This is a genomic window from Pseudoxanthomonas sp. G3 (assembly GCF_057654715.1).
The window spans coordinates 3,739,014-3,759,686 of record NZ_CM172805.1 but is presented as its reverse complement, the minus strand read 5'-3'; the positions used below and the strand labels follow the sequence as shown (position 1 = coordinate 3,759,686).

At 68.6% G+C, this 20,673-nt stretch carries 17 protein-coding genes; 12 read left to right on the top strand and 5 right to left on the bottom strand.

Features of this window, described 5'->3' with window-relative positions; all coding sequences use genetic code 11:
- Positions 1 to 49 precede the first annotated feature (49 nt).
- Together AC23D6_RS18070 and AC23D6_RS18065 are read left to right on the top strand one after the other, a co-directional pair.
- A complete protein-coding gene (locus AC23D6_RS18070; RefSeq protein ID WP_487752677.1) occupies positions 50 to 307 on the top strand; it encodes a YcgL domain-containing protein in 258 nt (85 codons plus the stop codon).
- Complete coding sequence (locus tag AC23D6_RS18065) at positions 300 to 3,599, top strand: ankyrin repeat domain-containing protein (RefSeq protein ID WP_487750583.1); 3,300 nt, start codon at positions 300 to 302, stop codon at positions 3,597 to 3,599. Before AC23D6_RS18070 ends, AC23D6_RS18065 begins: the two co-directional genes overlap by 8 nt.
- A 9-nt stretch (positions 3,600 to 3,608) precedes the next feature.
- On the opposite strand, the gene AC23D6_RS18060 is transcribed toward AC23D6_RS18065, so the two are convergent.
- Positions 3,609 to 5,402, bottom strand: coding sequence for a monovalent cation:proton antiporter-2 (CPA2) family protein (locus AC23D6_RS18060; RefSeq protein ID WP_487750582.1), 1,794 nt, complete (start codon positions 5,400 to 5,402; stop codon positions 3,609 to 3,611).
- Between the two features lie 73 nt (positions 5,403 to 5,475).
- Between AC23D6_RS18060 and AC23D6_RS18055 the strand changes: the two genes are divergently transcribed.
- Together AC23D6_RS18055 and AC23D6_RS18050 are read left to right on the top strand one after the other, a co-directional pair.
- Positions 5,476 to 6,342, top strand: coding sequence for an energy transducer TonB (locus tag AC23D6_RS18055; protein ID WP_487750581.1), 867 nt, complete (start codon positions 5,476 to 5,478; stop codon positions 6,340 to 6,342).
- Positions 6,343 to 6,364: 22 nt separating this feature from the next.
- Positions 6,365 to 7,267, top strand: coding sequence for an energy transducer TonB (locus AC23D6_RS18050; protein WP_487750580.1), 903 nt, complete (start codon positions 6,365 to 6,367; stop codon positions 7,265 to 7,267).
- A gap of 76 nt (positions 7,268 to 7,343) precedes the next feature.
- Here AC23D6_RS18050 and rho read toward each other — a convergent pair whose 3' ends face one another.
- Both rho and trxA read right to left on the bottom strand, forming a co-directional pair.
- A complete protein-coding gene (rho, locus tag AC23D6_RS18045) occupies positions 7,344 to 9,038 on the bottom strand; it encodes a transcription termination factor Rho (RefSeq protein WP_487750579.1) in 1,695 nt (564 codons plus the stop codon).
- A 207-nt stretch (positions 9,039 to 9,245) separates the two neighbouring features.
- On the bottom strand, positions 9,246 to 9,587 hold the full coding sequence (gene trxA, locus AC23D6_RS18040) for a thioredoxin TrxA (RefSeq protein WP_487750578.1): 342 nt from the start codon (positions 9,585 to 9,587) through the stop codon (positions 9,246 to 9,248).
- Positions 9,588 to 9,812: 225 nt separating this feature from the next.
- Between trxA and rhlB the strand changes: the two genes are divergently transcribed.
- From rhlB to ung, 5 genes are all read left to right on the top strand, one after another.
- The gene (gene rhlB / locus AC23D6_RS18035; RefSeq protein WP_487750577.1) at positions 9,813 to 11,489 is read left to right on the top strand and encodes an ATP-dependent RNA helicase RhlB; all 1,677 of its coding nucleotides are present in this window, start codon (positions 9,813 to 9,815) and stop codon (positions 11,487 to 11,489) included.
- Between the two features lie 103 nt (positions 11,490 to 11,592).
- Positions 11,593 to 12,279: a cell division ATP-binding protein FtsE gene (gene ftsE / locus AC23D6_RS18030; RefSeq protein ID WP_487750576.1), complete on the top strand. Its 687-nt coding sequence runs from the start codon at positions 11,593 to 11,595 to the stop codon at positions 12,277 to 12,279.
- Positions 12,276 to 13,220 carry a permease-like cell division protein FtsX gene (gene ftsX / locus AC23D6_RS18025; RefSeq protein WP_487750575.1) on the top strand — a complete coding sequence of 315 codons (945 nt, stop codon included), beginning with the start codon at positions 12,276 to 12,278 and terminating at the stop codon, positions 13,218 to 13,220. Before ftsE ends, ftsX begins: the two co-directional genes overlap by 4 nt.
- Before the next feature lie 14 nt (positions 13,221 to 13,234).
- Entirely contained in the window at positions 13,235 to 14,074 is an 840-nt protein-coding gene (locus AC23D6_RS18020) for a response regulator (protein ID WP_487750574.1), read from the top strand.
- A 16-nt stretch (positions 14,075 to 14,090) separates the two neighbouring features.
- On the top strand, positions 14,091 to 14,798 hold the full coding sequence (ung, locus tag AC23D6_RS18015) for a uracil-DNA glycosylase (protein ID WP_487750573.1): 708 nt from the start codon (positions 14,091 to 14,093) through the stop codon (positions 14,796 to 14,798).
- 117 nt (positions 14,799 to 14,915) lie between these two features.
- On the opposite strand, the gene AC23D6_RS18010 is transcribed toward ung, so the two are convergent.
- A complete protein-coding gene (locus tag AC23D6_RS18010; protein ID WP_487750572.1) occupies positions 14,916 to 15,446 on the bottom strand; it encodes a DUF2059 domain-containing protein in 531 nt (176 codons plus the stop codon).
- A gap of 124 nt (positions 15,447 to 15,570) precedes the next feature.
- Here AC23D6_RS18010 and arfB point away from each other — a divergent pair, with 124 nt between their 5' ends.
- The 3 genes from arfB to AC23D6_RS17995 all read left to right on the top strand — a co-directional run bounded on the left by arfB (position 15,571) and on the right by AC23D6_RS17995 (position 17,144).
- Entirely contained in the window at positions 15,571 to 16,005 is a 435-nt protein-coding gene (gene arfB / locus AC23D6_RS18005) for an alternative ribosome rescue aminoacyl-tRNA hydrolase ArfB (RefSeq protein ID WP_487750571.1), read from the top strand.
- Positions 16,006 to 16,045: 40 nt separating this feature from the next.
- Positions 16,046 to 16,606, top strand: coding sequence for a lysophospholipid acyltransferase family protein (locus AC23D6_RS18000; protein WP_487752676.1), 561 nt, complete (start codon positions 16,046 to 16,048; stop codon positions 16,604 to 16,606).
- Positions 16,607 to 16,793: 187 nt separating this feature from the next.
- On the top strand, positions 16,794 to 17,144 hold the full coding sequence (locus tag AC23D6_RS17995; RefSeq protein ID WP_487750570.1) for a hypothetical protein: 351 nt from the start codon (positions 16,794 to 16,796) through the stop codon (positions 17,142 to 17,144).
- Between the two features lie 399 nt (positions 17,145 to 17,543).
- On the opposite strand, the gene AC23D6_RS17990 is transcribed toward AC23D6_RS17995, so the two are convergent.
- Complete coding sequence (locus AC23D6_RS17990) at positions 17,544 to 20,594, bottom strand: TonB-dependent receptor domain-containing protein (RefSeq protein WP_487750569.1); 3,051 nt, start codon at positions 20,592 to 20,594, stop codon at positions 17,544 to 17,546.
- Positions 20,595 to 20,673: the final 79 nt, after the last annotated feature.

The following is a 20,673-nucleotide window of genomic DNA, read 5'->3' as shown; positions in this document are numbered from 1 at the left end:
TTTCCCGCACAATCCCCGCTTGTCCACTGGCAGGGCGCAACGCGCGCGGATGCAAGCCTACGTCTACAAGAGTCAGCGCAAGGCCGACACGTTCGTCTATCTGGCTGCGCGCGACGATTTCGGCCGATTGCCCGAGCCGCTGCGCACCCAACTGGGCAACCTGTCGTTCGTCCTCGAGGTCGCCCTGACGCCGGAGCGAAAACTCGCCCGCGAGGATGCCGACGTGGTCCGCACCAACCTCGCCTCGCGCGGGTTCCATATCCAGTTCCCGCCGCAACCCGATCCCGCCGTCCGTCCCGATGCCTGAGCCCCGGCTGCAGATCCGCCACGTCGCCCTGGTCGCCCTGCTGGCAGGCCTGCTGCTGGCCGGCATCGGCGCGTGGCTGGGCGGCGTGCCGGCGGCCATCGGCGCGTGGCTGGCGCAGCCGGCGGTGGCGCTGGGCGTGTCGTGGCTGCGGGGCACGCGTGTGCTGGCGCCCGGTCGGGCCTGGCGCGAGGACCTGCCGGCTTTGGCGCTGGCCTGGGCGGCGGCGTTCGCCGGTAGCGCGCTGCTGCTGGCCTGGCCGCTGGCGTCGTTGCACGACAGCGGCAGCCTGCCGGCGGCGCTGGGTGTCAGTGCCGTGATCGGTGCGGTCATCGTGGGCCTCTGGCGCACCTGGCCGTTGTGGCACGGGTTGGAGCGCGACGGCGGCGCGCTCGCGGCCCACTGGCGCGGGCTGCTGGAACATGACTTCCACGCTTGGCGCGGCCTGGTCGTGGCCACGGCGCTGACGGTGGCGATCGGGGGCGGCCTGTGCCTGGCCTGGCCCGGCCTGGTGCCCGCATCGGCCCGCACGGCTCTCGCGGTTGCTTACGCCCTCCTGCTGCCGTGGCTGCACCTTGGCGTGCAGCGCGTGGCGGGGGCGGGCGTGCTGCCGGTCGTGGAGATGCCGCCGGAACGCGACGCCGACGCCTTCGATGCGCCGGCCGCCTCAGCCGAAGCCGGCGTGGATGTCGATCTCGACCAGGCCCTGTTCGAGGCGGCGCGCGCCGGGCGCGTCGATCGGGCGTTGGCACTGATCGAAGCCGGCGCCGATGCCCATGCGTTGCCGGCGGAAGGCTCGCGCGACCAGCGCAGCCTGGGTGCGCTGGCCGCCGTGTTGCCGGACCTGCGCCTGTTGCGCACGCTGATCGCGCACGGCGTGGACCTCAACCATGCCCATGCCGGCGTCACGCCACTGCTGGCGGCCACCCGCGACAGCTGGCACGGGCGGCCGGACGCGGTGACCACGCTGCTGGCCAATGGCGCCGATCCCCGCATTGCCGATGCCGAGGGCAATACGCCGCTGCATCACGCTGCGCGCAGTTCGGATCCTGGCGTGGTCGCGCTGTTGCGCGATGCCGCGGCCGAACTGGATGCGCTCAACCATGACGGGCTGACCCCGCTCGGCGTGGCCTGCATGGCGGGCAACTGGCGGTTGGCGAAGTTCCTGCTGGAACGCGGTGCGCGCCCCGACCCGCAGGGCGGGCAGCCGGTACTGCTGGCCGCCGCCGCGACGGAAGAAGACGATCCTGCGGGCGTGCAACTGTTGCTCAAGCACAAGGCGAAGGTCGATGCGCGCGACGCGCAGCGCCGCAGCGCCCTGCACGAGGCCGCGTATGCGGGCCATGCCGAAGTGGTCGCCACGCTGCTCGCCGCCGGGGCCGACGTGCACGCGCGCGATGCGCAACAGCGCACGCCGTGGCTCGACGCCGCGCGCGGCGCACGCACCGCGGTGCTGGAGAAGCTGGCCGACGCCGGTGCGGACCGCCTGGCCACCGATGCGGAACGGCGCAACGCGCTGATGCTGGCCTGTGGTGCGGAGCAGGTATCGCCTGCGCTGGTGCGCCGCCTGCTGGAGTGGGGCATCGATCCGGCCGACACCGATGCCGCCGGACGTCGCGCCGTCGATGCGGCGGCGGAGGCGGGCCGCTGGGCGCTGGTGTCCGCGCTCGATCCCACCTACGCCCTGCCCGATGCCGTAGCGGCCGCCGACGACGAGGCGCCTCCCGACCGCGCGCCCTCTGCGCTATTGCGCGAAGGCCTGGCCAGCGGACAGTTCGACGGGTTGGAGGCGCTCGCGCGCCTGTGCTCGCGCGAGGAACTTGGCGTACTGCTGCACGAGGGCGATCTGCAGCGGCCCTCGCGCCTGTCGTGGCTGCTGCGCCAGGGCGCCGACCCGGAGATGCGCAACGCGCAAGGCGATACGCTGGCCTTCGCGTTGCTGTCGCAGGGCGCGTCGGGCGTTCCTGCGCTCGCCGCGGTGCTCGCGCGCGGCGTGTCTCCGGCCGGTGCCGGCGGCCTGTCGCGGTTCCTGGCCGCCTGCGCGGCCGACGACCAGGCCGCACGCACGCTGGAGTCCTGCGCGCTGGACCTGCTGGATCGCGGCGCTGATCCGTTCGGCGCTTCCCCGCAAGGCGATCCCGCGCTCTCGCTCGCGGTGCGCCTGGGCTGGCAGCGCGTACTCGATCGCCTGCTCGACATCGGCGTGGACCGCGAGGCGCGCGACAGCCATGGCATGACGGCGCTGCATCTGGCCGCCGTGCTCGGCCGCGAGACCGCCCTCAAGCAGTTGATCGCCAAGGGCGCCTCGCCGGACGCGCGCGCTGCCGATGGCCAGACCCCGCTCGGCGTGGCGCTGGCCTGTGGACGGCGCGACCTGGCGGAGTGGCTGGACTGGCGAACCTGGCCGTTGCCCAAGCGCGCGCTGCGCCCGGCCGACCTGCCGTCGGCCGCGATGGTCGGCGATCGGGACGCGGTGCGCCGCTTGCTCGACCTCGGGTTCGATGTCGATTCGCCCGACGCCCAGGGTTGCACCGCCCTGCTGCGCGCGGCGGGCGGCGGCTTCGCCACCACGGTGGAACTGCTGATCGCGCGCGGCGCCGATCCGCAGCGCGCCGCACACACCGGTGCGACGCCGCTGTCGGCGGCGGTGAGCATGCGCCAGGCGGAGATTGTCGGCGCGCTGCTGGCCGCCGGCGCGGACATCGAATACCGCCTGCCCGGTGGCGTGACCGTGCTGATGCTGGCGGCCGCGCTGGGTCTGCCCGAGATCGCCGCGCGCCTGATCACCGCCGGCGCCAACGTGCACGCCGGCGATGCGCAGGGGCTCACGCCGCTGCATTGCGCCACGCTCTACGGTTTCACCGCACGCGAGAAGCCGCGTCTGGTCGCGCTGCTCGACACGTTGCTGCTGTCCGGCGCGGAGCCCGAGCAGGTGGCCTCCGGTTCGGTCACGCCGCTGCTGTTGCTGCTGGGCGCCCGCGCCGAACCGGGCACCGCCTGCGATGAGGAAGTCGTGCTGGCCGGCCTGGAGCGCCTGCTCGACGAAGGCGTATCGCTGGATGTGCAGGACCCGCGCGGCTTCGGGCCGCTGCACCTGGCTTCGCTTCACGGCCTGCTGCGCGTGGTCAGTCGCCTGCTGCGCGCCGGCGCCGATCCGGAACTGCGCGACGCGCTGAACCGCACGCCGCGCGAGATCGCGGTGATGCGCGGCTTCATCGACGTGGCCGCCGAGTTCGTCCCGGCCACGCCCGGCGCGGGCGCCTCGATGGCCCGCTTCCTGCGCGACCGCGGCTGAGCCGCGGCCTCAGCGCGCCGGCGGTGTGTCTTCGCCGGTCGCGTCGGCCTCGAACAGCTTCTCCAGGTCGCTGACGGCATCGCGTGCCGTCTGGATCACCGCGCCGTCGTCGTCGTAGACCAGGTACTGCGCGCGCAGCAGTTTCTCGTCGTGCAGGCGGAAGCGACGCGCGTGGTCGGCCGCGGTGTCGGCCGACATGCCCAGCTCGACCAGCACCTGCTGCGCCATCTCCAGGCTCGAGCCCAGCGTTTCGCGATAAGCCTCCGCGCTCAGGTCCATCAGCCGCCACGCATGCTGGCGGTTGCGCGCGCGCGCCAGCACCCGTGCCTCGGGATACATGCGGCGGATCAGGCGCGTTGCCTTGATGTTGGTGTCGGGGTCGTCCATGGCGATGACGAAAACCTTGACGTGCTGCGCGCCCGCCGAGCGCAACAGGTCCGGGCGCGTCGGGTCGCCGTAATACAGCCGGATATTGCCGAAGCGGCGCAGCGTGTCGACGGTTTCGGGACTGTGCTCGAGCGCGACGAACGGAATCTTCTGCGCCGTCAGCAGGCGCGCGACGATCTGGCCGAAGCGGCCCATGCCGGCGATCAGCACCTGCGGCTGCTCGTCGGGGATCTCGTCGAACGTGCGCGTGTCGGGCTTGGGTCGCTTCACGCCGGCCAGCGCGCGATGCAGGCCCAGCAGCAGGACCGGCGTGAGCGCCATCGACACGCCGACGATGGCGGTCAGCTGGTTGCGCAGTTCGGCATCGATCAGGCGCACGCGTGCGGCTTCGCTGAAGACGACGAAGGCGAATTCGCCGCCGAGCCACAGCGTGCCCGCCATCATCAGCGCGCCGCGCGGGTCCAGCCGGCCGGGCCAACGGCCGACGCCGAACAGCACGCTGAACTTCACCGCCAGGAGGATCAACACCCCCGTGGTGATCATTTCGGGTTGTTCCACCATGGCGTCGAGGTCGATGTCCATGCCGACCGCGATGAAGAACAGACCCAGCAGCAGGCCCTTGAAAGGATCGATCTGCGATTCGAGTTCGTGGCGGAATTCCGAGTCCGACAGCAGCACGCCGGCGAGGAACGCGCCCAAGCCGGCGCTCAGGTCGGCCAGCTGCATGAACCAGGCGATGCCTAGCACCACCAGCAGCGCGGTGGCGGTGAACACCTCCGGCATGCGCGTGCGCGCGACCACGCGGAACAACTGGCGCAACACCAGCCGGCCGCCCAGGATGACGACAGCGATGGCGCCGACCGCATGGAACACCATCGTCCACGTCAGCGTCTCGTTCTTGGCCCCGCCCAGCAGCGGGATGGCGGCCAGCAACGGGATCGCCGCCAGGTCCTGGAACAGCAGGATCGCGAAGCCCAGCCGGCCATGCTCGCTGGTCAGTTCCTTGCGCTCGGACAGCAGTTGCAGGCTGACCGCGGTGGACGACAGCGCCAGGCCCAGGCCCACCACCAGCGCCGTTTTCCAGTGGTGTTCGAACAGCAGCGCCAGGCCGCCCAGCAGCAGCGCGCTCAGCAGGACCTGCAGTCCCCCGGCGCCGAACACCGGCTTGCGCATCACCCGCAGGCGCGACGGCGAGAGTTCCAGGCCGATGACGAACAGCATCATCACCACGCCGATTTCCGCAGCGTTGAGGATGCGGTCGGCATCGCGCACCAGCGCCAGCCCGTCCGGCCCCAGCACCACGCCGGCCACCAGATAAGCCAGCACCGCCCCCAACCCGAAGCGCTTGAACACCGGCACCGCGATCACCGCGGCCAGCAGGAACACCAGCGCCAACTCCAGACCGCTACCGTGCATGCGTCACCTCGTGGGGATAGTATGCGGCGGACCGGCCCGGGACGGGCCCGTTTCCAGGGATCGAGGAGAACGTATGAAGCAGCGTAATGCTTGGCTCGCGTGGATGCTCGTGGGGTTGTTGGCGTTCGCGCAGGGTGCTTGGGCGGAAGGCCCGCGTGCCGTTCGCAAGCAGGTCGAAGGCAGCATGTTGGTCACCGGCATGATCACGATCCGCACCGATGGCAGCGTGGCCGCTGTGGATCTGGACAAGCCGGACCGTCTGCCGGAAGGCATCGCGCCCTTCGTGACCCGGGTCGCGACATCATGGCGTTTCGAGCCGGTCCTGGTGGAGGGCGTCGTCAGGCAGGTACGCACGCGGATGAGCGCGCGCCTCGTGGCCAAGTCCACCGGCGACGGCAACATGCAGGTCACGGTCCGGGGCGCCGACTTTGGAGATTACCTGGCCATGCCGCCGGAGGAGCGCATCAGTAGCAACGGGATGAAGCCGCCGGGGTACCCGATGGCGGCAGCCCAGGGCGGCGTCCAAGGGACGGTGTACCTGCTATTGAAGATCGGTCGCCACGGCACGGTCGACGATGTGGTCGCGGAGCAGGTGAACCTGCGTATGGTCGCCAGCGAAGGACAGATGCGCCAGTTCCGCGAACGCTTCGCACGGGCAGCGATCGGAGCGGCGGCAAAGTGGACCTTCACTACCCCGACCCGTGGCGATGCCGCGGAGCAGCCATATTGGGTCGTGCGTGTGCCCGTCGATTTCAATTTTGGCGAGAAGCCGCGCTACGGCAAATGGGAAGTCTACGTGCCTGGCCCGCGCGAGCGCGTTTCCTGGGCGCAGGATGACGACGGTCCTGGCTTCTCGCCCGATGCGCTCGCCGAAGGTAGCGTGCACATGGCGGGAGGCAAGCAGGGTCCGAAATTACTTACGCCGTTGGATGGCGCCTGAGCGAGCCACCGCCATGCTACCCATGAGAACCGCGGCCTATGTCATAGCGGCAGGCCTGGCATGGACAGGCGGCGCTACGCTGGCAAAGCCTTTGCACCCCGCCGGTCATGACGTTGCCGCGCAGGCCGGAAACCCGATGCGGGAACAGGTCGTCGGTGCCATGGTGCTGACGGGGACCCTGGTCGTGTCGGACGACGGAACCATCACGGCCCACGCCATTGACCGGGCGGCCGAAGTGCCGCCGGAGGTACTGCGGCATCTCGGCCGCTCAATCCCGCATTGGCGCGTCAAGGGCGCGGATGGAACGCAAGATGAGCTGCGTTTCAGTGTTCGCGTCGTGGCATTGCCGCAAGGCAGCGAACGCCATGTCCTGTCGCTGGCGGGCGCCTCGATCCGGATGGCCCGCGATCGAGACCAGGAACCCACGGTCGCGGGTCGCTTGAAGCGCCCGGAGTATCCCCGCTCCCACGTAGCCAAAGGCATCGGTGGCGAGGTGGTCATGATCGTCAAGCTGGACCGCAACGGTAGCGTGGAGGATCTGGTGGCCGAGCAGGTAAATCTGGATGTCGTCGGCCCGGCTGACGAGGTCGCCCAGATCCGTGCCGACTTCGCTGCGCAGACGGCGGCAGCGGCGCGACGATGGAAGTTCCGGATGCCGGTCAAAGGTCCGTTGGCGGACGCGCCTCACCTGTCTGTGCGGGTTCCCGTGACTTATGACACCAAGCCGCGGCCTGGGTACGGGCAGTGGATGTATTACGTGCCAGGACCCCGCCACCCCACGCCTTGGATGAAAATCGATGGCTTGGCATTCGGCGCACATGAAGCCGACAGTTTGGAACTGGTCGGTGTAGGGCCACGGATAGAAACGTCACTGGGCTCCGTCCCGCGCGTCGAATCGGGCGGCGGGATACAGCGGGTGCCTTAATGCGGCACCCAGCTTTCTGCGCCTAGCAAAACGCCCCGCAATGCGGGGCGTTTTTCGTTTCCTGCAGCGTGAACGATCAGCGCTTCATCGAGCTGAAGAACTCGTCGTTGGACTTGGTGTTCTTCATCTTGTCCAGCAAGAACTCCATCGCCGCGATCTCGTCCATCGGGTGCAGCAGCTTGCGCAGGATCCAGATCTTCTGCAGCAGCTCCGGTTCGATCAGCAGGTCTTCGCGGCGGGTGCCCGAACGGTTGATGTCGATGGCCGGGTAGACGCGCTTCTCGGTGATGCGGCGGTTCAGGTGCACTTCGCTGTTGCCGGTGCCCTTGAACTCTTCGTAGATCACCTCGTCCATCTTGCTGCCGGTCTCGACCAGCGCCGTGGCGATGATGGTCAGCGAACCGCCTTCCTCGACATTGCGCGCAGCGCCGAAGAAGCGCTTCGGGCGGTGCAGGGCGTTGGCGTCCACGCCGCCGGTCAGCACCTTGCCGGAGCTGGGCACAACATTGTTGTAGGCGCGGGCCAGGCGGGTGATCGAGTCCAGCATGATCACCACGTCCTTCTTGTGCTCGACCAGGCGCTTGGCGCGCTCGATCACCATTTCGGCGACCTGCACGTGGCGCGCGGCCGGCTCGTCGAACGTGGAGCTGACCACTTCGCCGCGCACGGTGCGCTGCATTTCGGTCACTTCTTCCGGACGCTCGTCCACCAGCAGCACGATCAGGTGCACGTCAGGGTGGTTGGTCGTGATGGCGGTGGCGATCTGCTGCATCATGATCGTCTTGCCGGCCTTCGGCGGCGACACGATCAGGGCGCGCTGGCCCTTGCCTTGCGGCGCCATCAGGTCGAGGATGCGGCCGGCGATGTCTTCCGACGAGCCGTTGCCGCGCTCCAGGGTGAAACGACGGCGCGGGAACAGCGGCGTCAGGTTTTCGAACAGCACCTTGTTCTTCGACGCTTCCAGTGGCTCGCCGTTGATCGTGTCGATCGTCGACAGCGCGAAGTAGCGCTCGCCATCCTTCGGCCAGCGGATACGGCCGGCCAGGTGGTCGCCGGTACGCAGGTTGAAGCGGCGGATCTGGCTGGGGCTGATATAGACGTCGTCCGGGCCGGCCAGGTAGCTGGCCTCCGCGGCGCGCAGGAAGCCGAAGCCGTCCGGGAGGATTTCCAGCACGCCGTCGGCGGCGACCCCCTCACCGTGGCGGGTCAGCACCTTCAGCAGCGCGAAGATCACGTCCTGCTTACGGGCACGGGCCACGCCTTCCTGGATGTTCAGCTGCTCGGCGATGTCCAGCAGCTTGGGCGCGGGCATGCGCTTGAGGTCGCCCAGCGAGTACTGCGGGAAGCCCTCCGGCACGCTCGGCTGCGGGCGCGGGGCGTAGTTCTCCTGGCCGCCCTGGCCGCCGCCATTGCCGCCGCCTTCCTGCGGCATGCCGTCGTTGCCGTAACGTTCGCGGTTGCGCTCGCGGCGGTTGCGGAAGCGCTCGCGGCGGTTGTTGCCGAACCGGTTGCCTTCGCGCGGCTCGCGCGCGTCCTGGCCACCGTCCTGGCCCTGTTGGCCGCCACCGTGCGTCGGCTCGCCACCCTCATGGGCAGCGGCGGGCGCGGGCGCGGAGGCCGGGGCGGGCGCGTCGTTCACCGGCGGCAGCGGGAGCTGCGGCGCGGCGTCGGCCTGCGGTGTGGGTGTCTCGGCGGAAGAGGCCTTCGGGACGCGGGCTTTGCGCACGCGCTTCTCGGCGGGAGCGCCGGTTTCGTTGCTGCTGTCGGACAAGTTGCGATTCCTCGCTAGGTGGCGAGCGCGCCGGCGTTGCGGCGGCGGGTGAGTAAAAGAGGAGTGGGGCTTCAGATGGGTGCGGCGCATCCCCTGCGCCGGATTCGGTTCGACACTATCACCGGCCTGCGGCGGCGGCAAGCCGGGCCACCGCGGCGGGTTTGAACGGATTCAGCCAACGCCCCGGTCGGCGCCGGGGCCTGGAGGTCAGGCGGCCTGGGAGCCCAGGGCCTTGTCGATCATCTGGGTCAGCTGGCCCTTGCCGACGGCGCCGATCTGGGTGGCCTGGACCTGGCCGTCCTTGAACAGCAGCAGCATCGGGATGGACCGCACGTGGTACTTGATCGCGGTCGCGCGGTTCTCGTCCACGTTCACCTTGGCGACCTTGAGCTTGCCGCCGTAGGTTTCGGCCAGCTCGTCCAGGACCGGGGAAATCATCTTGCACGGGCCGCACCATTCGGCCCAGAAATCCACCAGCACCGGCTCGCCGGACTGCAGCACGGCGGCATCGAAATCGGCGTCGCCGACGTGGGAAACTTTATCGCTCACTGGGGTCTCCTGCGGGGTCCGCGGGGGCCCGCGGACGGGTTCGGGCCGGGTCGGCCGTCTGTTTGGGGTAAACTGGGGCGTTCCGCGGCCATTTCAAGAAGCTCCTGGGCGGCCGCGCAGCCCGGCACAGGGAGCGCAGTGTGCGACGCCGGACCCCCCGTTGCAAGCACAGCGACCCGCATTCACACAGCCGCACGCAGAACACTGCGGCGCAAAGAAGATGGCATGAGCGACAAACCCTTAACCGACATTACTTTCAGTTCGTTCGACCTGCATCCGGCCCTGCTGGCCGGTCTTGAGGCCGCAGGCTTTACTCGTTGCACCCCCATCCAGGCGATGACCCTGCCGGTCGCCCTGGCCGGCCGCGATGTCGCGGGCCAGGCGCAGACCGGCACCGGCAAGACGCTGGCCTTCCTGGTCGCGGTGATGAATCGCCTGCTGAGCCGCCCGGCCCTGGCCGAACGCAAGCCCGAGGACCCGCGCGCGCTGATCCTGGCGCCCACCCGCGAACTCGCCATCCAGATCCACAAGGACGCGGTGAAGTTCGGTGCCGACCTCGGCCTGCGCTTCGCGCTGGTCTACGGCGGCGTGGACTACGACAAGCAGCGCGAACTGCTGCAGAAGGGCGTGGACGTCATCATCGCCACGCCCGGCCGCCTGATCGACTACGTCAAGCAGCACAAGGTGGTCAGCCTGCACGCGTGCGAGATGTGCGTGCTGGACGAAGCCGACCGCATGTTCGACCTCGGCTTCATCAAGGACATCCGTTTCCTGCTGCGCCGCATGCCCGAGCGCACCACGCGGCAGACGCTGCTGTTCTCGGCCACGCTGTCGCACCGCGTGCTGGAACTCGCGTACGAGCACATGAACGAGCCGGAGAAGCTCGTCGTCGAAACCGAGTTCATCACCGCGGCCAAGGTGCGGCAGAAGCTGTACTACCCGGCCGACGAAGAGAAGATCCCGCTGCTGATCGGCCTGCTGTCGCGCAGCGAAGGCGCGCGCACGATGGTGTTCGTCAACACCAAGGCGTTCGTCGAGCGCGTGGCGCGCGCGCTGGAGCGGGCGGGCTATCGGGTCGGCGTGCTGTCCGGCGATGTGCCGCAGAAAAAGCGCGAGACCTTGCTCAAGCGCTTCCAGGCCGGCCAGCTGGAACTGCTGGTGGCCACCGACGTCGCCGCGCGCGGCCTGCATATCGACGGCGTGTCGCACGTGTTCAACTTCGACCTGCCGTTCGATGCCGAAGACTACGTGCACCGCATCGGCCGCACCGCGCGCCTGGGCGCGGAAGGCGACGCGATCAGCTTCGCCTGCGAGCGCTACGCGATGTCGCTGCCGGACATCGAGGCCTATATCGAGCAGAAGATCCCGTCCGAGCCGGTCACCGCAGAGCTGCTGACCGCGCTGCCGCGGCCGGAGCGTCCGAAGCCGGAAGCGGGCGAGAGCGACGAGGAAGAAGAGAGCATCGGCCAGATCTTCCGCGAAGCCCGCGAGCAGAAGGCCGCCGACGAAGAGCGTCGTGGCGGTAGCCGCAAGTCCGGTGGTGGTGCAGGGCGTCGCGATGGCGGGCGCCGTGAGGGTGGCCGCCGCGAAGGGGGTCCGCGTTCGGCCGACGGCAAGCCGCGTCCGCCGCGCGCGCCGCGTCCGGAAGGCGAGGCCCCGAAGCCGCAGGCCGAGCGGCCTGCCAATGAAGCGCGCGCGGAGACCGCCGTGGCGCCCGAAGGTGATCGCAAGCCGCGCAAGCGACGCCGTCGTCGCCACGGACGTCCGCTGGAAGGCGCCGAGGGCGCCGTGGCGAACGTCGCCGCGCCCATCGCACCAAAGCCCGCCGCGCAGGCGAAGGACGAGAACGCGGGCTTCCTGACGCGCCTCGGCCGCAAGATCCGTTCGCTGGTTGGCGGCTGAGCCACCGGAAAGACGGAACCATGAGAAGCCGGGCATGTCCCGGCTTCTTTTTTGCCCGCGCGGCATCGCCAGCGTCTTCGCTGCTCCGGCATAATCGAGGCACATGAGCGTCCTTCGATTCGAAAACGTCAGCAAGCAGTATCCCGGCGGCCATCCGGCGCTGGTCGACGTCAGCTTCGAGGTGGCCGAGGGCGAGATGCTCTTCGTCACCGGCCACTCCGGTGCCGGCAAGAGCACGCTGCTGAAGCTGATCCATCTGAGCGAACGACCCTCGCGAGGCGCGGTGGTGTTCGGCGGACGCAATCTGCTGAAGGTGCGCGGCGGGCGCATTCCGCTGCACCGGCGCGAGGTGGGCGCGGTCTACCAGGACCATCGCCTGCTGACCGACCGCACGGTGATGGAAAACGTGTCGTTGCCGCTGATCCTGCGCGGCGACCGGCGCGGCGACATCGGCAAGCGTGTGCGCGAAGTGCTGGCGCGACTGGGTCTGGGCCATCGCGAGAACGCGCTGCCCACGCAGTTGTCCGCTGGCGAGCAGCAGCGCGTGGGCATCGCGCGCGCCATCGTCGCCGAGCCGCGCCTGCTGGTGGCCGACGAACCCACCGGCAACCTCGACCCGACCCTGGCGGCAGAGATCATGTCGTTGTTCGCGTCGATGCCTGAGCGCGGCACCAGCGTGCTGGTGGTCAGCCACGACCTGTCGCTGCTCAAGCGCATGAAGAAGCGCGTGCTGATCCTCGACCACGGCAAGCTGGTCGACGACATCTCTCCCGCGGACCTAGCCGAATGAGCGACGCGAAGAACGCCCGGACGCAGGCACGCTCCGGCATCGGCATCTGGCTGGACCAGCATCTCTACAGTTTCGTCTCCAGCCTGGGACGTGCCGCTCGTCGCCCGTGGGCCACACTGCTGACCATCGGCGTGATGGCGATCGCGCTGGCGCTGCCGCTGGGCCTGTGGCTGGCCCTGCAGAACGTCGGCCATTTCGCTGGCGACGTGCAGCAGTCGCGCGAGATCGACCTGTTTCTCAAGCCCGATACGCCGGTCGCGCGCGCGCAGGCGCTGGCGCTCGAGCTGCGTGGCCGCGACGACGTCGCCGGCGTGGAGCTGCGCACGCCCGAGCAGGGCATGGCCGAGTTCCGCGACCGCAGCGGGCTAGGCGCGTCGCTGGATACATTGGAAGGCAACCCGCTGCCCAGCCTGCTGATCGTGCTGCCGGAAGGCGACGACGCGCGCCTGGTGGCCGCCTTGCAGGCGCTGCCGGAAACCGACCTGCTGCAGCACGACGCCGCATGGCGCGATCGTCTCGCGGGCTGGATGGGCTTCGGCCGGCGGCTCGCCTGGGTGCTGGCGGCGCTGTTCGGGCTCGGCGCACTCCTGGTGGTGGGCAACACGGTCCGGCTGGACATCCAGTCGCGGCGCGAGGAAATCGGCGTGCTCCAGTTGCTGGGCGCCAGCGATGGCTTCATCCGCCGGCCCTTCATCTACCTTGGCGCGTGGTATGGCCTGGCCGCCGGCGCGCTCGCGCTCGGCCTGTTGACGCTGGCCGCGCTTGCCCTGCGCGACCCGTTGGCCGCGCTCGCACGCAGTTACGGCAGCACCTTCGCCCTGGCGGGACTGGATGTCGTGGGGGCCGTCACCGTGGTGGTGGCCGCGACCGCGATCGGCTGGCTGGGGGCATGGCTGGTGACGGGGCATTTCTTGCGTCAGACTCGCCCCACAGAAACCTGAGACTCGCTTCCTTCATGGCCCAGGAACTCCGCCACCTGATCAGCGACGCCCCCCGCGTGATGGTGGTGGACGGCTCCAAGCTGGTACGCAAGCTGATCGCGGATGTCCTGCGGCGCGACGTGCCCGGCGTGGAGGTGATCGGGTGTTCCAGCATCGCCGAGGCGCGCGCCGCGCTGGAGCAGGGGGCCGTGCATCTGGTGACCACCGCGCTGGCGCTGCCCGACGGCGACGGCCTGGAGATCGCACGCACGGTGCGCGAAGCGGCCGGTCAGGCCTACGTGCCGGTGATCGTGGTGTCCGGCGATGCGCAGCAGCACCTGGAAGAGCGCCGCTTCACCGAGTTCGTCACCGACTACTTCGACAAGTCGCTGGGCCACGAAGCGCTGGCGACCTTCATCCGCGGCTATGTGCAGCCCGAGCCGGTCGCAGGCGCGACCATCCTCTTCATCGAGGACAGCCGCGTGGTGGCCGAAACCACGCGGCGCATGCTGGAACGGCAATCGCTGAAGGTGGTGCACGTGCTGAAGGCCGAGGATGCCTTCGCGCTGCTCACCGCCGAATCGCTGGGTCTGTCCACGCACAAATTCGACCTGGTGCTGACGGACGTCATCCTGAAGGGCGAGCTGAGCGGCCGCGACATCGTGCAGCGCATCCGCGTCGATTTCGCGTACGGCAAACGTCGCCTGCCCATCCTGGTGATGACTGGCGACAGCAACCGCGACAACCAGGCCGAACTGCTGCAGGCCGGCGCCAACGATCTGGTGCTGAAGCCGATCGAGGAGCGCCTGCTGGTGACCAAGGTGCTGTTCCAGCTGCGCCTGGCGCGCATGGACGAATCGCGCGCCCTGGTCTGATGCGCGTGCGTCCGGCATGACCGAAGAAGACCGCATCAAGCTGGAACCCTCCTGGAAGGCCCGCATAGGCGACTGGCTGCAGCGGCCGGAGATGCGCGATCTGTCCGCGTTCCTGCGTCAGCGCAAGGCCGCTGGCGCGCGCATCTATCCGCCCGGACCGCAGATCTTCGCGGCCTTCGATGCCACTCCTTTCGATGCGGTGAAGGTGGTGATCCTCGGCCAGGACCCGTACCACGGGCCGGGGCAGGCGCACGGCCTGTGCTTCTCCGTGCTGCCGGGCGTACCGGTGCCGCCTTCGTTGGTGAACATCTACAAGGAAATCAACGCGGACCTGGGCGTCGCGCCGCCCGACCACGGCTGCCTGCTGCCCTGGGCGCGCCAGGGCGTGCTGCTGCTCAATGCCGTGCTGACGGTGGAGGAGAGCCGGGCGGGCGCTCACCAGGGCAAAGGCTGGGAAGGCTTCACCGACCACGCCATCGAAACGCTTGCGCGTGAACGCGAGGGCCTGGTGTTCCTGCTGTGGGGCAGTTACGCGCAGGCCAAGGGCAAGGTGATCGACACGCGGCGCCACCGCGTACTGCGCGCGCCGCATCCCTCGCCGCTGTCGGCGCATCGCGGGTTCCTGGGCTGCGGGCATTTCTCGGCGACCAATCATTACCTGGCGCAGCGGGGTCAGGCGCCGATCGACTGGCGGTTGCCACCTCGGGACCAACTGGTGCTTTGAGACAGGCGGAGTGTTGGGTAATTCGCGTATGGGAGCGACATAAGTCGCGATGAAGCATTACCGGTAAATCATCGCGACTTACGTCGCTCCCACCTCGTACGGACCTGCGTCCAGGCGTCAGCGCGTGCGGCGGCGCTTCTGCGGCGGAGAGACCGGCGGCGCGGTCACCGGGATGTTCTTGATCTCGGCCTGCAGTTCTTCCAGCATCGGCACCATCTTCTGCTGCACGGCCGACATGATGTTCTGCATCAGGGCCGGATTCTTGTCGAGCATGCGCTGCCCGGCGGCGCTCTCGTAGAACTTCGTGATCGCGCGCACGTCTTCGCGCGTATAGGTCTTCTTGTAGACGTCCAGGTACACCGGGCGCATTTCTTCCCAGGACAGCGCCTTGCGCACGATCTCCTGGGTCTTGGCCTGGATGCGGGCCACCTCGGCCTTCTGCTCGTCGGTCATTTCCCGGCCGGCGAAGTGCTTGTCGAACTCCTGCTGCTGCACGGCTTCCATCTGCGGCACCACGCCCGCCAGCAGGCTTTCGGCGCGCGAGGCCTTCAGCAGGCGGTCGATGTCCGCGTCGGTCGGTTCGGCGGCGAAGGCCGGTGCGGATGCCGCCAGGGCGAGGGCGAGCAGGAGGCGCAGGAGCTGGGACATGCGGCGTGGACACCGTGGAACGGGGTCGTAGGGTGCCTTCCCGGGAGTAAATCTGGTGTTAATCGACGGCGATCGGGGTGCCAGCGCGCTGCGAACCGACGCGCATCCTGACTACAATCCGCGCATGGGGAGCACCGCACTCGAAATCACGCCAACGCTGTCGATACCGGACGACGAACTCGTCGAACGGTTCGTGCGCGCGAGCGGCGCGGGTGGGCAGAACGTCAACAAGGTCGCCACGGCGGTGGAGCTGCGCTTCGATGTGGCGGGGTCGCCATCGCTTCCCGAGGCCCTGCGCGAGCGCCTGCTGGCCAAGCGCGACCGCCGGCTCACCGACGAGGGCGTGCTGGTGATCGACGCGCAGCGCTTCCGCACGCAGGACCGCAATCGACAGGATGCGCGCGAGCGACTCGCCGCGCTGATCGCCGCTGCGCTGGTGGTGCCGAAGAAGCGCATCGCCACCAAGCCTTCGCGCGCTGCGAAGGCGCGCCGGCTGGACGCCAAGCGCGAACGCAGCCAGGTTAAGCGCGGCCGTTCGCAGAAGAACCAATGGGAGTAACCGTTTGAGCCACGACATCGTCCCGCGCATCCCGCCGAACATGCCGCAGGTGCCGCCGAACCGCTTCACCCGCTGGATGGGCCGCACGTTCCTACGCGTGTTCGGCTGGAAGATCGTCGGCACCCTGCCCGACATCCCGAAGCTGGTAATGATTGTGGCCCCGCACTCGTCCAACTGGGACGGCATCTGGGGCATGGCGGCGAAGATCGCGATGGGCTTCCAGGTGCGCGTGCTGGGCAAGGCGCAACTGTTCTGGTGGCCGCTGTCGCCGTTGCTGCGCAAGCTGGGCGTGGTGCCGGTGGACCGCAGCTCGCCGCAGGGCACGGTGGAACAGGCGGTGAGGATGATCCGTCAGTCCGACAAGATGTGGTTCGCGCTGACGCCGGAAGGCACCCGCAAGCGCGTGGACAAGTGGAAGGGGGGGTTCCTGAAGATCGCGCAGCAGGCGCAGGTACCGATCCTGATGGCGTACTTCCATTACCCCGAGAAGATCGTCGGCATCGGCGATGTCTACTACCCGACCGGCGACATGGACACGGACATGGCCGCGATCCGCGCGTGGTACCAACCGTGGCAGGGCAAGAATCGCGGGACGGTGTAAGTCACGACGGGATGGGACGTTGCCGCCTGCGGTGTTGGTGCGCGGCGCATCGCTTGACTCGTGCGAAGGCGCTGGGTCCCGGCGTTCGCCGGGAAGACGGGTGGCACTCGGCTGTCGAATGCGGGCTGGATGACGAAGCCGCCGTCGTTCCAGCGAAAGCTGGGACCCAGCTTGATCCTGGGGTTGTTTGATCGCCTACGACGTCCGCGGGCTCATCGGCAGGCGCAACGGCAAGAGCGAAATGGATCCCAGCTTGCGCTGGAATGACGGAGTCGAGATTGTCTCATCGGCCTTGTGTGTGCTTGGTCGTGCAAAGACGCTGGGTCCCGGCATTCGCCGGGAAGACGAGTGGCACTCGGCGGTCGGATGCGGGCTGGATGACGAAAAGCCGTCGTCCCAGCGAAAGCTGGGACCCATCTTGATTCTCGGGTTGCTTGATCGGCTTACGGCGTCTGCGGGCGCATCGGGCAACCGCAACGGCAAGAGCGAAATGGATCCCAGCCTGCGCTGGGATGACGAAGCCGTGGTTGCCTCGTAGGCTTCTGGTGTGCGCTTGGGTCATGCAAAGGCGCTGGGTCCCGGCGTTCGCCGGGAAGACGAGTGGCACTCGGCGGTCGGATGCGGGCTGGATGACGAAAAGCCGTCGTCCCAGCGAAGGCTGGGACCCATCTTGATTCTGGGGTTGCTTGATCGCCTACGACGTCCGCGGGCTATCGGCAGGCGCAAGGGCAAGAGCGAAATGGATCCCAGCTTGCGCTGGAATGACGAAGCCGTGGTTGCCTCGTAGGCTTCTGGTGTGCGCTTGGGTCGTGCAAAGACGCTGGGTCCCGGCATTCGCCGGGAAGACGAGTGGCACTCGGCGGTCGGATGCGGGCTGGATGACGAAAAGAAAGGCCCCGCCTTGCGGCGGGCCTGCTCCCTTCCTTGGGGATGCGCGTTACAACGGTGCGCCGCCCAGCTTCCAGGTGACCTGCAGGAAGTAGCTGCGGCCGGTGGAATCGAACCAGGAGGTGTCGTAGTACGGGTAGTTCGCCCAGGTCGCGTCCTTCGGCGGCATGTCGTCGAGCAAGTTGTTGACCGTCAGCGACACGCGCAGGTGGTCGTTGACGTCGTAGCGCGCGCCGGCGTTGAAGCGCCACGTGGCCTTCGTCCACGCATCGTTGTCGTAGTTGGCGACGCGGCCCAGGTAATTGCCGAACACGCTGGCGCCCCAGGCGTTGCGGTCCCAGCTGATGCCCAGGTTGCCTTTCTGGCGCGGCAGCGTAGTGGCGCTGAAGCTGACGTCCAGCATGTCTTCTTCGGGGTCGCCCGGGTACTGCTGACGCGTGTGCTTGTCGGTCCAGGTGTAGCTGCCGGTGAAGCGGAAGTCGCCCGCGTTCGCCGTCTGCAGGCGGTAGTTCGCGGTGACGTCGACGCCGGAGGTCTCCTCGTTGGCGATGTTGATCGGCGCGAAGCGGACGCTGGTGATGTTGCCATCCGCATCGCGGATCACGCGGGCCAGGGCGTCGACGCAGGTCGGCGAGTTCACGTCGACGGTCTGCCCGGAATCGGTCACGCCGAGGCGGCAGTTGGCTTCGTCGATGCGCAGCTGCTCGCGGCTCTGCGCCTGTACCTGGTTCGACACGCGGATGCGGTAGTAGTCCACCGCCAGGTCGAAGTTGGCGAAGGGCGACCACACGAAGCCGGCCGAGAACGACTTGCTCGTCTCCACGTCCAGGTCCATGTTGCCGGTGTAGACGTCGAAGGTGTTGATGTCCCAGGTGCCGTCGTCGTAGCACTCGCCGTCGGTGAAGCCCGGCTCGTCGGTGCGGCACTGGTAGTAATCGGTCGACAGCGTGCGGTAGTAGTCGTCGCCGGCGAACAGGTAGTGCATGTCCGGCGCGCGGAAGCCGGTGCCGTAGGAGCCGCGCACCAGCAGCGTGTCGACCGGGCGCCATTCCAGGCCGGCGCTGTACGTGAACTTGCCCGGATTCTTGTTGCCGTACTCGTAGCGGTCGTAGCGGCCGGCCAGACTGGCCTGCAGCGAGGACAGCAGCGGCAGGCGGAACTCGCCGGCCACGCTCCAGCGGTCGCGGTCGCCCTTGCCGTCGCCGTAGCGCGGGCCGTAGTAGGCATCGGCGGTCAGGGCGAGCGGATCGGGATTGATCTCGTACGATTGCTGGCCGTATTCGATCGCGGCGGCGAAGCCGACATCGCCCGCGGGCATCGTAAACAACGCCGGCGTGTCGAGGGTGAAGCTGAGGTTGTCGTTGTCGGCCTTCGGATGGAAGGTGGACATCGCCGCGATGGTGGCGAACTCGGCCGGCGTCAGCGGCGTGAACAGGCGGGCCGGATCCGGGCTGTAGATCGCATAACCATCGGCGTCGTACCCCTGGCGTTCGCCGAGGAAGAGCTCGTTCGCGGCCTGTGCGCGAATGCGCGGCATGCCCACGTCGGCCTTGTACTGCGAGTGGTTGTAGGCAGCTTCCCAGTTCCAGTTGTCGCCGAACGCGCCCTGCAAACCCGTCGTCACCGCGAAGGTCTTCTGGGTGGTGGTGTTCATGCGGTTGCGCAGGCCGCCCATCTCCTCGGGCGTGAACTGGCGCGACCAGGTCTCGTAGTGGCCGGTGACGGCGTTGTAGAAAACCTTGTCGTTGTTGTCGGTGGAGGTGGGGTCGTGGAACTCCCAGCCCATGACGTCGCTGACCACGTCGTTGCCGTTGGTGCCGGTCAGCAGCTTCACCTCCTGGCGACCCAACTGAACGTCGGCGAACCACGACAGCGTGTCGGAGAAGCGGTACTCGAACGAACCGTAGGCGTTGAATCCCTTGCGCTCGTTCTGGATGGTCCGGTAGGCGATGGCGCGCTCGCTGCCGCAGTAGGGTTCGCCGAAGCGGTCTTCCGCCAGCACGGTAGTGCCCTCGTTCAAGCCCGCCATGGCGGCGCAGCCGTCGGCGGGGGCGATGTTGACGCCGTCGTCCCAGTCGTAGAGCTGCGCGGTGAGTCGCGGCAGGCGGCGGCGCGAGGTCGGCGCGTCGAGGGTCGAATCCTGGTTGCTGCGTTCGTAGCCCCACAGCGGGCGCTTGTCGAGCAGTTCCAGGCCGACGATGCCGCTGAACGCGTCGCGCTCGAAGCCCGTGGTCAGCGTGAGCTTGTGCGATTCACCGCCGCCGCGCTCGGTGTCGCCGTAGCGATAGTCGATGATGGTGCCGTCGGTGGACTTCTTCAGGATGAAGTTGATGACGCCGGCCATCGCATCGGAACCGTAGACCGCCGAGGCGCTGCCGGTCAGCACTTCGATGCGGTCGATCATGCCCAGCGGGATGTTGCCGATGTCGGTGAAATTGCTGCGGCCGTTGAGCGGGAGCGGGAAGTCGGCGATGCGACGGCCGTTGATGAGGACCAGCGTGTGGTTGGGGCCGAGGCCACGCAGGTCGACGGCTTGCGCACCGGGTGTGGACTGGGCGCTGGTGGTGTTCTGTTGGCCCTGCACGCTACCGCTGTTCTGGCTCAGCGAGCGCAGCACGTCCGGCACCGAGGTCAGGCCGGCGGCCTGGATCTGTTCGGCGGTCACCACGGTGATCGGTGCAGGACCTTCGATCTGCGCGCGCGGGATGCGCGAGCCGGTGACCTGCAGGGTCTCCAGCTGGGTTACGGGTTCTTCGGCCTGTGCGGCGCCGCCGCCGGGAGGCGCCTCCTGAGGCGCGGGACGCGGCGCCGGTGCGCGACGCGGCGTCGCGTCGGCTTGCACGATCAGGAACGCACCGGAGGCATCGCGCTTGGCTTCGAACCCGCTGCCCTTCAGCAGGCGCTCGAGGGCCTGGTCGGTGGAGGTGGCGCCCTGCACGCCGGTGGTGCGGCGGCCCTTCATCTGATCGGCGCGGTAGACCAGCTGCGTGCCGGACTGCTTGGCCAGCGTATTGAGCGCCGTGGCCAGTTCGCCCGCGGGCAGGTCGATGCGGCCGGGGGCCGCCTGGGCCTGCGCAGCCAGGGCCGCGCTACAGGCCATGCTCAATAGCAGGACTCGCATTGGATACCGCATGGACGACTCTCCCCGGGGGTGCTCGGGATGGCACCTTCTCGACATC